Genomic DNA, 13,941 nt, shown 5'->3' on the forward strand with positions numbered 1-13,941 from the left:
CACCGGGTTACGCGCGGTGAAGCGTGAAGCGCGTCATCTCCGATGGTCGCCCGAGCCGCAGCGCGAAACCCGGCCACAGCCCGGTGCCGTTGCTGACGTACAGCGTCATGTCGCCGACGCGGTAGGCGCCCGACACGAAACCCGCATTGGCGGGCTCGAGCAGCTTCGCCATCCCTGCGATCATCCCGCCGTGGGTGTGCCCCGACAGTTGCAGCGCCACGCCACTGGCCGCGGCCGCGCGCGCGTTGCGCGGCTGATGGTCGAGCAACACGATCAGCGCGCCCGTTGGGGCGCCGGCGAGTGCGGCGGCAAGGTCGGGGCCGGCCTGTCCCGCGCCGCGTGCCGAGGCGTCGGTCACGCCTGCGATCACCAGCTCCGCGTCGCCCCGCCGCAGTGCGACGTGCGCGTTGGGCAGCATGCCGATACCGAGCCCGCTCAGGTGGCGCATCCAATCGGCGTAATCGAAGAAATATTCGTGGTTGCCCGGCACCGCCCAGACGCCGTCCGGCGCGCGCAGATCCGCGAGCGGTGCCACGTCCGCGCGTCGCATCGCGACCGAGCCGTCGATGAAGTCGCCCGTGACCACGATCGCGTCCGCGCCCGCGGCGTTGGCACGCGCGACGACCGCGTGTGCCCAGCGTGCGGTGAACAGCCGGCTGAGGTGGAGGTCGGTCAATTGCAGCAGTCGATAGCCCTCGAACGCGGGCGGCAATCCGGGGATCGCGACCGTCACGTCCCTGACCGGCGGCACACGCGCCGCATTCGCCACGCCGACGACCGCGAGGACGCCCGCGAGCGCGCCCGCCGCATAACGCGCCGCATCGGGCATTCCGCCGCGCCCGACGAGCCACCGGAGCAGCCCAGCCGCGTCGAGCACCAGCTGGAACACCGCGAGCAGCAGGATCGCGCCGAACGCCCAGTTGAAGACGAGCACCACGGCGCGCAGGAATTCCGGCGCGAACACCGAACCCGACGAGAAACGGCTCCATAGATGGAATTGCGACAGCGTGAGCAGGACGACCGCCCCGGCGAGCTTGACCCCGCCGGGGATCGAGAGCGGCAGCAACCACCGCGCGATGACGAGGAGGCTGGGGAGCGAGAAGAACAGGTGAAAGATGGCGTCACTCCTCGCGCGTCGACGGCGCCGCGTTCACCGGTCGGTGAGGGTCAGCCGCAGGTCAGCCTGACGACGCGGCCACTCGCGTCGGTTTCGATGTTGAGGCGATCGGCGCGGTAATCCATCGTCAGCATGTCACCCGTCGCGAAACGGCGCACGACGCGCGCGCCGGTCAGCCCGAGTGCTTCGGCCTGGACGGCATCCCCCGGCTGACCGACGAACCGCTGCGCCGCATCGGCCTTGCATTCGCCCGTTGCGGGAATGGCGGCCGTGACGTTCCGCTGCGCGCAACCGCCCAGCACCGCCGCGGCGATGAGCAAGCCCGCGCGTGTCATTCCGCCTCCGCGCGCGTCATTTTCAGCCGGCCACCCATGACCGCGAACGCCATCCGCCCCTCGACGAGATCGAGCGCGTCGCGACCGAACTGATCGAAGCGCCAGCCCTCCAGGATCGACAGGTTGCTGCGGACGCCCGCGGCGAGCGCCTCCAGATCGTCCGACCGCGCGAGCAGGCGCGGCGCGACGTCGATGTCACGCGCGCGGATTTTCAGCAGCAGTTTAAGCAGGTCGGCGACCAGCGCGCCGTCCTTGCCGAGCCCGGGCTTGCGATCGTCGCGCGCGGGCATCTCGTCGGCCGACAGCGGCCGCGCATGCTCGATCGCCGCCATCAACCGCGCGCCGATGTCGTTCGACGCCCAGGTCTGCGACAATCCGCGGACCTTGGCGAGATCGGCCTGACGCCGCGGCGGATGACCGGCGAGGTCGCCCAGCGTCTCGTCCTTGACGATGCGGCCGCGCGGCAGGTCCTTGCCCTGCGCCTCCAGCTCGCGCCACCGCGCGATCGCCTTCAACCGGCCGAGCACATCGGCCTTGCGGCTCGACACGCGCACGCGCTTCCACGCCATGTCGGGGTCGTTGGCGTAATTGGCGGGATCGGCCAGCCGCTCCATCTCCTGATCGAGCCACGCGCCGCGCCCGGTCTTCTTCAACTGCTCGAGCATCTTGGGGAAGATGCGCGACAGGTGCGTCACGTCGCCGATCGCGTAATCGACCTGCCGGTCGTCGAGCGGCCGCCTGGACCAGTCGGTGAAGCGCGCGCCCTTGTCGACCTGAATGCCGAGCCAGCTGTCGACCAGGTTCGAGTAACCGATCTGCTCGCCCTGACCCAGCGCCATCGCCGCGACCTGCGTGTCGAACAGCGGGTGCGGGGTGCGCCCGGTCAGGTTGTAGATGATCTCGATATCCTGCCCGCCGGCGTGGAAGACTTTGAGCACGTCCTCGTTCTCGGTCAGCAGTTCGAGGAGCGGCGTCATGTCGAGCCCCGGCGCCTTGGGGTCGATCGCGGCCGCCTCCTCGGTGTCGGCGATCTGGATCAGGCAGAGCTCGGGATAATAGGTGCTCTCGCGCATGAACTCGGTGTCGACCGTCACGAAGGGCGCATCGGCGAGGCGGGCGCACAGGTTGGCGAGCGTCGCGCTGTCGGTAATCAGGGGGTGAACGTGCATAGGGCGGGGGTCATAGCCGGGCTGCGCCAGCTTGACAAAGCGTGGATGGAAGGGGAGGGCGCGCGGGTTCTCGGACGGGTGCAGCACGCACCCTCCGGCCGCCAACGATCCCGGTTTCGCCGGGGTGACGATCAAGAGACCCGCCCATGCACGCCTATCGCTCGCACACCTGCGCCCAACTGACCGCCGAGAACGACGGCGACACCGTTCGCCTGTCGGGCTGGGTGCATCGCAAGCGCGACCACGGCGGCGTGCTGTTCGTCGACCTGCGCGACCATTACGGCATCACGCAGATCGTCGTCGACACCGACAGCCCGGTGCTGACGCTGCTCGACGGATTGCGCGTCGAGTCGGTGGTCACGATCGACGGCAACGTGAAGCGCCGGTCGGAGGCGACCGTGAACCCCAATCTCGCGACCGGCGAGATCGAGGTCTACGCGCGCGCCGCGACCGTGCAGAGCCACGCCGCCGAACTGCCGATGCCGGTGTTCGGTGACGCCGAATATCCCGAAGAGATCCGGTTGCGGAACCGTTTCCTCGATTTGCGCCGCGAGAAGCTGCACGCCAACATCATGCTGCGATCGAGCGTCATCGCCTCGATCCGCCGCCGCATGGTCGACCAGGGCTTCACCGAGTTCCAGACGCCGATCCTGACGGCGTCGTCGCCCGAGGGCGCGCGCGACTATCTCGTCCCCAGCCGCGTTCATCCGGGCAAGTTCTACGCGCTGCCGCAGGCACCGCAGATGTTCAAGCAGCTGCTGATGGTCGCCGGGTTCGACCGTTATTTCCAGATCGCGCCGTGCTTCCGCGACGAGGACGCGCGCGCCGACCGCAGCCCGGGCGAATTCTACCAGCTCGATTTCGAGATGAGCTACGTCACGCAGGAGGACGTGTTCCAGGCGATCGAGCCCGTGCTCCACGGCGTGTTCGAGGAGTTTGCGAACTGGCAGAACAAGGGCCGCACCGTCTCGGCGCTGCCGTTTAAGCGCATTCCCTACCGCGAATCGATGCTGAAATACGGCAACGACAAGCCCGACCTGCGCAACCCGCTGATCATCTCGGACGTGAGCGACCAGTTCGTCGGCTCGGGCTTCGGTCGATTCGCGTCGATCGTGGAGGCCGGCGACGTGGTCCGCGCGATCCCGGCGCCGGGCACGCACGAGAAGAGCCGCAAGTTCTTCGACGACATGAACGCCTGGGCGCAGGGCGAGGGCTTCGCGGGGCTTGGTTACGCCACGCGCAAGAACGGCGAATGGGGCGGGCCGATCGCCAAGAACCACGGCGAGGACAAGATGTCGGCGATGGCCGACGCGCTCGGCCTCGGGCCGAACGACGGGCTGTTCTTCGCTGCCGGCAAGGAAGCGCAGGCAGCCAAGCTCGCCGGGCTCGCGCGCACTCGCGTCGCCGACCAGCTGGGTCTGATCGACCAGAACCGTTTCGAGTTCTGCTGGATCGTCGATTTCCCGATGTTCGAATATGACGAGGACAACATGAAGGTCGATTTCAGCCACAACCCGTTCTCGATGCCGCAGGGCGAAATGGACGCGCTGGAGAACAAGGACCCGCTCGACATCCTCGCCTACCAGTACGACATCGTCTGCAACGGCGTGGAGCTGTCGTCGGGCGCGATCCGCAACCACAAGCCCGAGATCATGTACAAGGCGTTCGAGATCGCGGGCTATACGCAGGCCGACGTCGACACGAATTTCGCGGGCATGATCAACGCGTTCAAGTACGGCGCGCCGCCGCACGGCGGGTCGGCCCCCGGCATCGACCGCATCGTCATGCTGCTGGCGGACGAGCCCAACATCCGCGAGGTCATTGTCTTCCCGATGACGCAGAAGGCGGAAGACCTGATGATGGGCGCGCCGAACTACGCGACGCCGAAGCAGTTGCGCGAACTCAACATCCGCGTGACCGCCGACGGCCCGAAGGCGGACGTCGACGCCGCGGTCAGCAAGCGCGCGGGCTGACCGCGCCACACTTGGAATAACTTGCCGAGCGAGGGGCTGGCACCCCCTCGTTAACCATGCAAGAAGCCCGCCCTGCTAAGCCTTAGCGGCGATAAACGGGGGACGATGCCACAACCAGACACCGTGACGGCGGCACCGCTGCCGCGTGCGCGCGACGCGTCGCCGACGCCGCTCGCGCGCAGCCTCGGCGTCGCGGGCGTCCTGTTCCTGACGCTGTCGGTCACGACGCCCGCCTCGTCGCTGTTCGTGATCGTGCCTGGCATGTTGCAGGTCGCGGGCACTGGCGCGGTGTGGGCGACGCTGATCGCAGCGCTGGTCTGCGTCGCGACCGCGTATATCTACGCCGAGCTGTCGTCGGCCTGGCCGGTCGCGGGGGGCGAGTATGTCATGGTGGCGCATACGCTCGGCCCGCTCGCCGGGTTCGTCATGCTCGGCATCAATGTCTTCAACAACCTGATCTTCCTGCCGGTCGCGGGGCTCGGCATCCGCGAGGTGCTGGTCGGCGTCGTGCCGATGCTGCCGCAGGTGCCGACCGCCATTGTGGTGGTCGGCGCGTGTACGCTGATCGGCCTGCTCAACATCCGCGTCAACGCGCTTGTCACCGGGCTTTTCCTAGCGGTCGAGGTGGTGGCACTGCTCGTCGTTACCGCGCTTGGTCTCGTCGACGTCCAGCGCAACCCGCTCGATTTCCTGACCAACCCCGTGATGCTGGCGGGGCGGGGGCTGGCACCCGCGTCGCTGACCTCGATTGGGGTCGCTGCATCGATCGCGATCTTCGCGTTCAACGGCTACGGCGCGGCGGTGTATTTCGGCGAGGAGATGCACGAGGCGCCGCAGCGGATCGCGCGGTCGATCATGCTCGCGCTTGTCTTCACGCTCGCGCTCGAGGGGCTGCCGCTCGCCGCGGCGCTGATGGGCGCGGTCGACCTGCGCGCGATCCTCGCCTCGTCCAATCCGTTCGGCGAACTCGTCACCGCGATGGCGGGGGAGCGCGCGGGGCAGGCGATGGCACTGGGCGTCACGGTCGCGATCGTCAACGCGATCATCGCCTGGGTGCTCGCCTGCGCGCGCTTCTTCTACGGCACCGCGCGCGACGGATCGTGGGGACGACCGTTCGACCGGTGGATGACCGCGATCCACCCGCGCTGGGGATCCCCGCACCTCGGCACGCTGATCGTCGGCGGCGTGGGCATGCTGCTGTGCTTCCTGCCGCTACGGCTGCTCGAGGTGTGGAGCGGGGCGGGGCTGATCGTCATCTACGCAGGGATCGCGGTCGCGGCGATGATCGGACGGCGCTCGGGCGCGTCGGCGCACGCGCGTTACCGGATGCCGCTCTACCCGCTGGCCCCGATCGTGACGCTCGTCGCGCTCGCGATGATCACGGTGGCGACGTGGCAGGACGTGGATGAGGGGCGACCCGCGATCGTCGCGACGATCATCCAGATCGTCATCGCCGCGGGTTATTACCTGCTGGTGCTCCGGCGGCGGCGTTGGCAGGCGGTGGTGCCGACCGCCTGAACGGGCGGCCGGCACCGGGTAAGCTTACGCGGGCTCGAACGCGCCTTCGCCGTCCTGCATCACGCGCAGTTCGCCGTGCGCGATGCCGAACCACGCGCCGCGCAGCTTGAGCTCGCCCGCGTCCTCGCGCTCCTTCACGAAGGGGAAGGTGCGCAGGTTCTTGATCGACGAGCGGATACCCTCCCACTCGATCGCGGTCTGCGCCTCGGGGCCGGTGCCCTTCTCGGCAACGACCTTCTCACGCGCGTCGTCGAGCAGGCTGATCCAGTCGGCGACGAAGCCGCCCGCGCCCTTTTCGGCGTCCTTGAACCCCTGCGACAGCGCAGCCGCGCAACCACCGCACGAGGCGTGACCCATGATCAGGATCTCACCGACCTTGAGCTGCGTCACCGCGAATTCGAGCGCGGCCGACACGCCGTGATAGCCGCCGCCCGTCTCGAACGGCGGAACGAGATTGGCGACGTTGCGGATCACGAACAGCTCGCCGGGCTTGGCGTCAAAGATCTGCGTCGGATCGACGCGGCTGTCTGAACAGGCGATGATCAGCACGCGCGGCTTCTGCCCCTTGGACAGGGTTTCCCACTCGGCCTTCTCCTTTTCCCAATCCTCGCTGCGGAAGCGGTGGTAACCCTCGATCAGACCGGCAACATCCCTCGGCATTCTAAAGCTCCTACGTTGTTTAAGGGGTCAGACGACGCTATCTCGCGCCGCATGAACGACACGAACTCGCTTCTGGCTCCCGCCCCGGCTCCGGTGCGTGCACGCAAGCCCGACTGGATCCGCGTCAAGGCACCGACCTCGACCGGTTTCGCCGAAACCAAGCAATTGATGCGCCGCCTGAACCTCGCCACCGTGTGCGAGGAGGCGGCGTGCCCGAACATCGGCGAATGCTGGACCAAGAAGCACGCGACCGTGATGATCCTGGGCGACACGTGCACGCGCGCGTGCGCCTTCTGCAACGTCAAGACCGGCATGCCGCGCGCGGTCGACCCGCTCGAGCCTGAGCATGTCGCGGTGGCGGCGGCCGAAATGGGGTTGCAGCATATCGTCATCACCTCGGTCGATCGCGACGACCTGCCCGATGGCGGCGCGTCGCAGTTCGTGAAGGTGATCCAGGCTCTCCGCCGCAACACGCCGTCGACGACGATCGAGATCCTGACACCCGACTTCCGCAACAAGGCGCAGGCCGCGGTCGAGTCAATCGTCGAGGCGCGGCCAGACGTGTATAATCACAATCTGGAAACCGTACCTCGGCTTTACCCGACGATCCGCCCCGGCGCGCGCTACTACGCCTCGCTGCGGCTGCTGGAGAGCGTGAAGCGGCACGACCCGTCGATCTTCACCAAATCGGGCGTCATGATGGGGCTGGGCGAGGAGCGGCTCGAGGTCCATCAGGTGATGGACGACATGCGGTCGGCCGACATCGATTTCCTGACGATGGGCCAGTATCTGCAACCCACCCCCAAGCACGCCAAGGTCGCCGATTTCGTCACGCCCAAGGCGTTCGACGCCTATGCCGCGATCGCGCGCGCGAAGGGTTTCCTGCTCGTCGCCTCGTCGCCGCTGACGCGGTCGAGCTATCACGCGGGCGACGATTTCGCGAAGCTGCGCGCCGCGCGCGAGGCGAAACTGGCCCGCGCCTGATGCCCAAGCATTCGGAAACGCGCGCGCTGCCGTACAGCCCCGGGCAGATGTTCGACATGGTGGCGGACGTGCGCCGCTATCCCGAATTCCTGCCCTGGGTGTCGGCGATGCGCGTGCGGCAGGACAGCGACACCGAAACGGTCGCCGACATGATCGTCGGGTTCAAGGGCCTGCGCGAAACGTTCACCTCGAAGGTGAAAAAACAGCGACCCGAGACGATCCACGTCGAATACGTCGATGGGCCGCTCAAATACCTCTACAACGACTGGCGTTTCCGCGATGACGGCAACGGTGGTTGCCTGGTCGACTTCTCGGTCGATTTCGCGTTCAAGAACCGGATGTTCGAGATGCTGGCGGGGCAAGTCTTCTCGGTCGCGCTCCGCCGCATGATCGGCGCGTTCGAGACGCGCGCGGCCGTGCTCTATTCCGCCTCGACCGCGGGCCCCGGCAACAGCAGTTCGAGCGCGCACAGCGCGGCCTGAAGTCGCACACCGCCGCGGCCGATATCGCCGAAATTCTTGCGATCGGCGATGATGTCGGCGGGGTCGCCGTGGCGTTCCGCGCGCGCGAAGACGACGGTGCCGACGGGCTTCTTCTCGCTGCCGCCACCCGGCCCGGCGACACCGGTGATCGCGACCGCGACGTCCGCGCCTGATTTGGCGAGCGCGCCCTGCGCCATGCTCCACGCAGTCGCGATCGACACCGCGCCGAACGTATCGAGCACGTCGCGGCTGACGCCCAGCATCGCGATCTTCGCCTCGTTGGCGTAGGTGACGAAGCCCGCCTCGAGCACCGCGGACGACCCCGCGACCTCGGTCAGCGCGGCGCAGACGAGCCCGCCGGTGCAACTCTCTGCCACCGCGACGCGGCGCTTGGCCGCGATATTCTCCGCCACTACGCGGCGCGCGGCGGCGAGCAGTTCCTCGGGCAGCACGCTGTCGCTGACACCGATGCTCATTGTGCGGCCTTTGCCGCGCAGATCGGCAGATCGGGCGCGTCGCGCATCGCGCCGCGCGCGTGCTCTGCCTTGATATACTGAAGCGTCGCGACGACGATCCCGGCGGTGTTGCGCGCAGGCAGCGGCTCCAGGAGCGTGACGAGGCGGTCGAGCGTCGGGCAATCGCGCGCTTGGAGTCGCCCGGTGATCTGCGGCGCGAACAGGCTGGTCAGCATCGGGCGCGCATAATCGCTCATCAGCAGCAATTCCACCGACGGGTCGCTCAGTTTCGCGATCGCCTGTCTCGCCGCGGGCCAAGCACGATCGGCCTCTGCATCATATTTGGCGATGAACGGCCCCGACGTCCGCCGCAGCAGGCTGGAGGCGGGCAATGCCGCACAGACGCGACCGGCGTCGCGAATGATCGCGGGCATCGTGACCAGCGCGATCGACTCGGCCTCGGCTTGGTTCAGGCACGGGGTTTGCGCCGCCGCGGGCGATGCGCCGATCGACACGGCCACCGCGAGCGCGACCAGCCGTTTCACGCGAGCGCACCCGGCAATTGGATCGTCGCCACCGCCTGCGCCGCAATGCCTTCGCCGCGCCCGGTGAAGCCCAGTCGCTCGGTCGTGGTCGCCTTCACGCTGACGCGGTCGACGGGCAGGTCGAGCAAGGCGCCGATCCGCGCCTGCATCGCGGCACGATGCGGGCCGATCTTGGGCGCCTCGCACATGATCGTCAGGTCGACGAAGGTGACGCGGCCGCCGCGCGCCTCGACCAATTCGCGCGCGTGGGCGAGGAACTGCCCCGATTCGGCGCCCTTCCACTTGGGGTCGCTCGGCCGAAAATGCGTGCCGATGTCGCCCGCCGCGATCGTGCCGAGCACCGCGTCGGTGATCGCGTGGAGCGCGACGTCGGCGTCGCTGTGTCCCGACAGGCCCTGGTGGTGCGGGATCAGCACGCCGCCGAGCCACAATTCCTCGCCGTCTTCGAGCCGATGAACGTCGAAACCGCTCGCCGAGCGGGTTTCGTAACCGATGCGCGCCTCGGCCGCGGCGAAATCGGCGGGATAGGTGACTTTCTCGAGCATTTGGTCGCCCTGCACCAACGCGACGCTGCCGCCAAGCGCGCGCACCATCTGCGCGTCGTCGGTCGGGGCATCGCCCGACCATTGGGAATGGGCGCGCTGCAACGCAGCGCGGTGGAACGCCTGCGGGGTCTGGACGCGCCGCAATGGCTCGCGCGCGACCAGCGTGCCGTCGGTGTGGACCAATGTATCCGCGACGGGCAGCACGGGCACTGCGCCGTCGTGGTGGTCGAGCGCGTCGATCAGGCGGTCGACGACGGTGGCGGGCACGAAGGGGCGCGCGGCGTCATGAACCAGCACCGCGTCGGCGCGCTCGCATACGGCGAGGCCAGCGGCGACCGATTCGTGGCGCGCCGCGCCGCCGATCACGTAGCGTGCTTGCGGCAACGCCTCTTGCAGCAACACCTGCTGACCCGCGCCGATCACGACCAGCACCTCGTCGATACGCGGATGCGCGGCTAGCGCGTGATAGCTCCACGCCAGCATCGCACGCCCGGCGAGCGGGGCGAACTGTTTCGGCCCGGTCTGGCCGGAGCGGGTACCGGCGCCGGCGGCGACGATGATCGCGGTAATCTGCATCGCCCGCGCGCCTAGTCGCATCGCGCCCGCGTTGCCACCCGCCTTGATACTCCGGGCACGAGGGTTTATTGCCTAAATAACAGGCATCATGCAGAAACTGACCCCCATCCAGATCGGTCCGGTGCGGATCGACCAGCCCGTCGTGCTCGCCCCGATGACCGGGGTGACCGATCAGCCGTTTCGCACGCTCGTGCGCCGCTACGGATCCGGCCTTAACGTGACCGAGATGATCGCGAGCCAGGCGGCGATCCGGGAGACGCGCCAGTCCCTGCAAAAGGCGATGTGGCACCTCTCGGAGGAGCCGGTGTCGATGCAGCTCGTCGGCTGCGCGCCGTATGAAATGGGCGAGGCCGCGAAGCTCGCGCGCGACAAGGGCGCGGCGATCATCGACATCAACATGGGCTGCCCGGTTCGCAAGGTGACCAACGGCGATGCTGGCTCGGCGCTGATGCGCGACCTCGTCCTCGCGCGCGCGATCATCGAAGGCGTGGTGAAGGCGGTCGACGTGCCCGTCACGCTCAAGATGCGAATGGGCTGGTGCCACGACAGCCTGAATGCGCCCGAGCTCGCGCGGATCGCCGAGGATCTCGGCATCCGCATGGTCACCGTCCACGGCCGCACGCGCAACCAGATGTACAAGGGCTCAGCCGACTGGCGCTTCATCCGGCGGGTGAAAGACGCGGTGTCGATCCCGGTGATCGCCAACGGCGACATCTGCGGAATCGAGGATGCCGAGGCGGCGCTGGAACAGTCGGGTGCGGACGGTATCATGGTGGGGCGCGGCGCCTATGGCCGCCCGTGGCTGCTCGGTCAGCTGATGACCTGGTTCGCCGAGGGCCGCCGCGTCGCCGATCCGTCGCTCGACGAACAATATCACGTCATTGCCGAGCATTACGAGGCGATGCTCGAACATTACGGCACCGTCACCGGGGTCAACATGGCGCGCAAGCACATCGGTTGGTACACCAAGGGGATCGACGGTTCGGCCGTGTTCCGCAACAAGGTGAACCAGGAACCCGACGCGAACCGCGTGAAGGCGATGTTGCGCGAATTCTACGCCCCGTACCTGACCCGCGCCGCGGCGTGATGCTCGCCGCACGCGACCCGAGCGACGCCGATCTGATCGCGGCGCTGCCGGTCGCGACCCTCGCGATCGGCCCCGACGACCGGATCGCGCGCGTCAACGCCGAGGCCGAGACGCTGCTCAACATGTCGCAGCGCGCCTTGCTGGGGCGGCGGCTGGACGAGGTGCTGACGGGCGCGAGCGGCGCGGCGCGGCGGTCTGACCACGCGGCCGCGATCTTCGACACCGCCGTGACGACGGCGCGTGGGCTTTCCCTGCGCGTCGATCTGGTCGAGGCCGAGATGCCCGATCGTCCCGGCTGGCGCTTGCTGACGCTCCACAACGTCGCGCCGTCGCGGCGGTTGGGGCAGGGCATCGACCGCGCCGCGGCACGCTCCGCGGTCGGGGCCGCCGCGATGCTCGCGCACGAGATCAAGAACCCGCTGTCGAGTATCCGCGGCGCCGCGCAACTGATCGCCGACGGCGCGGCGGCGGGCGAGCTCTGCGGTCTGGTCATCAAGGAGGTCGATCGCATCGCCGCGCTGATCGACCGGATGGAGGATTTCACCGACACGCGCCCGTGCGCGGTGTCGGCGATCAACATCTACCCGCTGCTCGCACATTCGCGCGACGTGGCGCTCGCCGGCTTCGCGCGCGGGATCACGGTCGAGGAACGCTACGACCCGTCGCTGCCGCTCGCGCTTGGCAATCACGACGCCTTGCTCCAGGTGATGCTCAATCTGCTGAAAAATGCCGCCGCGGCGCTGGACGGCAGCAATGAGCGTCGCATCACGCTCGCGACCGCGTACCGCCACGGCATCACGGTCGCTGCGCGCGAAGGCGGCGGTCGCGTCGCGCTGCCGATCGAGATCTGCGTCATCGACACCGGGCCGGGCGCACCCGACGACATCGCCGAGCATTTGTTCGACCCTTTCGTCTCGAGTCGGCCAGAGGGCAAGGGGCTGGGGCTCGCGTTGGTCGACAAGCTGATCCGCGACATGGGCGGGCTCGTTCAATATGCGCGGGAGGGGCATCCGGCGACGACCGTGTTCCGCATTCTCTTGCCGCGGGCGCATTGATGGCGGCGGCCGATATCCTGCTGCTCGACGACGACGACGCCGTACGCCTGGTCGTCGCGCAGGCGTTGCGCCGCGCCAGGCACAATGTCCGCACCGCGACGTGCCTGGCGGAGCTCGACCGCGAATTGCGCGCCAAGGTCCCCGACGCGCTCGTCACCGACGTCGTCCTGCCCGACGGCGACGGGATTGAGCACGCGACGCGCATCGCCGCCGAACACCCCGACCTGCCGATCGTCGTATTGTCAGCGCGCAACACGCTGACCACCGCGGTGCGCGCGAACGAGGCGGGCGCCTATGATTACCTGCCCAAGCCGTTCGACCTCGACAGGCTGATCCGCACCGTCGCCGCAGCGCTCGCGCGCCGTCGTGGGACCGCGCCGGCGCCGAGCGAGGACGCGGATGCGTCGCTACCGCTGATCGGGCGGTCGCCCGCGATGCAGGAGGTCTACCGCGTGATTGCGCGCGTGGTGTCGAACGACCTGACGGTGCTCATCTCGGGCGAATCGGGCACCGGCAAGGAATTGGTCGCGCGCGCGATCCACGACCTCGGCGGGCGGCGCCACGCGCCTTTTCTCGCGATCAACATGGCCGCGATTCCGCGCGAACTGATCGAGGCCGAATTGTTCGGGCACGAGCGCGGTGCCTTCACCGGGGCGGCGCAGCGTACCGCGGGCCGCTTCGAACAGGCCGCCGGGGGCACGCTGTTCCTCGACGAAATCGGCGACATGCCGCGCGACGCGCAGACCCGGCTGCTGCGCGTGCTGCAATCGGGCGAATATACCACCGTCGGCGGCACGCGCGCGATCCGCGCCAACGTCCGCATCGTCGCGGCGACGAACCGCGATTTGCAGGGTGCGGTCGCCGATGGTCAGTTCCGCGAGGATCTGTTCTACCGGCTGAACGTGGTGCCGGTATCGTTGCCTGCGCTCCGCGAACGTCGCGGTGACATCGCCGAGCTGGCGCGGCATTTCCTCGATCGCGCGGCGGAGACGGGTCTGCCGCGCAAGACGCTCGACGACAGCGCGGTCGCCGCGCTCGAGGCGCACGACTGGCCCGGCAATGTCCGCGAGCTCGAGAATCTGATGCGCCGCCTCGCCGCGCTGTCGCGCGACGATCGCATCACCGCGGCAGAGATCCGGTCACCATCGGGTCATACAGAGCACCGCGCCGATGGCGATGCCCGCCCCAGTCTCGACGACGCGGTCGCGGCGATGATCGATCACCTGTCGCGCGTCGAACCGCGCGCGCTCGAAGACGGGACGCTGCACGAGCGACTGGTCGCCGCAGTCGAACGCCCGATGATCGAGGCGATGCTGCGTCGGCACGGCGGCAATCAATTGCGCGCGGCGCGTGCGATCGGGCTCAATCGCAATACGCTGCGCAAGCGGCTCGACGTGCTGGGGATCGATCCCAATCCCACCGGTTCGGCGGCGGTTTAGC

At 68.4% G+C, this 13,941-nt stretch carries 14 protein-coding genes; 7 read left to right on the forward strand and 7 right to left on the reverse strand.

All coding sequences use genetic code 11. The features are described 5' to 3' along the window. Positions 1-7: 7 nt before the first annotated feature. The 3 genes from KZ810_RS08705 to rnd form a co-directional block, all read right to left on the reverse strand. Positions 8-1,066 (reverse strand): metallophosphoesterase, encoded by a 1,059-nt coding sequence (locus KZ810_RS08705; protein WP_258044665.1) that lies wholly within the window; start codon positions 1,064-1,066, stop codon positions 8-10. Between the two features lie 101 nt (positions 1,067-1,167). Next, complete coding sequence (locus KZ810_RS08710) at positions 1,168-1,452, reverse strand: I78 family peptidase inhibitor (protein WP_219768675.1); 285 nt, start codon at positions 1,450-1,452, stop codon at positions 1,168-1,170. Next, positions 1,449-2,621, reverse strand: coding sequence for a ribonuclease D (gene rnd, locus KZ810_RS08715; RefSeq protein ID WP_219768677.1), 1,173 nt, complete (start codon positions 2,619-2,621; stop codon positions 1,449-1,451). Before rnd ends, KZ810_RS08710 begins: the two co-directional genes overlap by 4 nt. A 146-nt stretch (positions 2,622-2,767) precedes the next feature. Here rnd and aspS point away from each other — a divergent pair, with 146 nt between their 5' ends. Then, positions 2,768-4,594, forward strand: coding sequence for an aspartate--tRNA ligase (aspS, locus tag KZ810_RS08720; protein ID WP_219768678.1), 1,827 nt, complete (start codon positions 2,768-2,770; stop codon positions 4,592-4,594). 105 nt (positions 4,595-4,699) lie between these two features. Beyond that, complete coding sequence (locus KZ810_RS08725) at positions 4,700-6,112, forward strand: APC family permease (protein WP_219768680.1); 1,413 nt, start codon at positions 4,700-4,702, stop codon at positions 6,110-6,112. A 24-nt stretch (positions 6,113-6,136) separates the two neighbouring features. Here KZ810_RS08725 and KZ810_RS08730 read toward each other — a convergent pair whose 3' ends face one another. Further along, the gene (locus KZ810_RS08730; RefSeq protein WP_219768682.1) at positions 6,137-6,772 is read right to left on the reverse strand and encodes a carbonic anhydrase; all 636 of its coding nucleotides are present in this window, start codon (positions 6,770-6,772) and stop codon (positions 6,137-6,139) included. A gap of 51 nt (positions 6,773-6,823) precedes the next feature. On the opposite strand from KZ810_RS08730, the gene lipA reads away from it, so the two are divergent. Further along, on the forward strand, positions 6,824-7,756 hold the full coding sequence (gene lipA, locus KZ810_RS08735; RefSeq protein WP_219768684.1) for a lipoyl synthase: 933 nt from the start codon (positions 6,824-6,826) through the stop codon (positions 7,754-7,756). Next, a complete protein-coding gene (locus KZ810_RS08740) occupies positions 7,756-8,238 on the forward strand; it encodes a type II toxin-antitoxin system RatA family toxin (protein WP_219768685.1) in 483 nt (160 codons plus the stop codon). The genes lipA and KZ810_RS08740 overlap by 1 nt, the downstream gene beginning before the upstream one ends. Here the strand turns inward: KZ810_RS08740 and KZ810_RS08745 are convergent. Genes KZ810_RS08745 through KZ810_RS08755 form a run of 3 tightly spaced genes read right to left on the reverse strand, consistent with a single transcriptional unit; the run spans position 8,178 to position 10,359 of the window. Then, positions 8,178-8,714, reverse strand: a complete 537-nt coding sequence (locus KZ810_RS08745) for a CinA family protein (protein WP_219768687.1) — start codon at positions 8,712-8,714, stop codon at positions 8,178-8,180. The two genes, KZ810_RS08740 and KZ810_RS08745, sit on opposite strands and share 61 nt — an antisense overlap. Further along, complete coding sequence (locus KZ810_RS08750; protein ID WP_219768689.1) at positions 8,711-9,238, reverse strand: hypothetical protein; 528 nt, start codon at positions 9,236-9,238, stop codon at positions 8,711-8,713. The genes KZ810_RS08745 and KZ810_RS08750 overlap by 4 nt, the downstream gene beginning before the upstream one ends. Continuing rightward, positions 9,235-10,359: a bifunctional 2-C-methyl-D-erythritol 4-phosphate cytidylyltransferase/2-C-methyl-D-erythritol 2,4-cyclodiphosphate synthase gene (locus KZ810_RS08755; protein ID WP_219768690.1), complete on the reverse strand. Its 1,125-nt coding sequence runs from the start codon at positions 10,357-10,359 to the stop codon at positions 9,235-9,237. The genes KZ810_RS08750 and KZ810_RS08755 overlap by 4 nt, the downstream gene beginning before the upstream one ends. A gap of 88 nt (positions 10,360-10,447) precedes the next feature. Between KZ810_RS08755 and dusB the strand changes: the two genes are divergently transcribed. From dusB to ntrC, 3 genes are read left to right on the forward strand one after another with little or no spacing between them, the layout of a single operon-like run. Continuing rightward, complete coding sequence (gene dusB / locus KZ810_RS08760; RefSeq protein ID WP_219768692.1) at positions 10,448-11,446, forward strand: tRNA dihydrouridine synthase DusB; 999 nt, start codon at positions 10,448-10,450, stop codon at positions 11,444-11,446. Beyond that, entirely contained in the window at positions 11,446-12,501 is a 1,056-nt protein-coding gene (locus KZ810_RS08765) for a two-component system sensor histidine kinase NtrB (protein ID WP_219768694.1), read from the forward strand. The genes dusB and KZ810_RS08765 overlap by 1 nt, the downstream gene beginning before the upstream one ends. Further along, on the forward strand, positions 12,501-13,940 hold the full coding sequence (gene ntrC, locus KZ810_RS08770; RefSeq protein WP_219768696.1) for a nitrogen regulation protein NR(I): 1,440 nt from the start codon (positions 12,501-12,503) through the stop codon (positions 13,938-13,940). The genes KZ810_RS08765 and ntrC overlap by 1 nt, the downstream gene beginning before the upstream one ends. Position 13,941 lies beyond the last annotated feature (1 nt).

It is taken from the genome of Sphingomonas citricola, assembly GCF_019429535.1.
GTDB lineage: Bacteria > Pseudomonadota > Alphaproteobacteria > Sphingomonadales > Sphingomonadaceae > Sphingomonas > Sphingomonas citricola.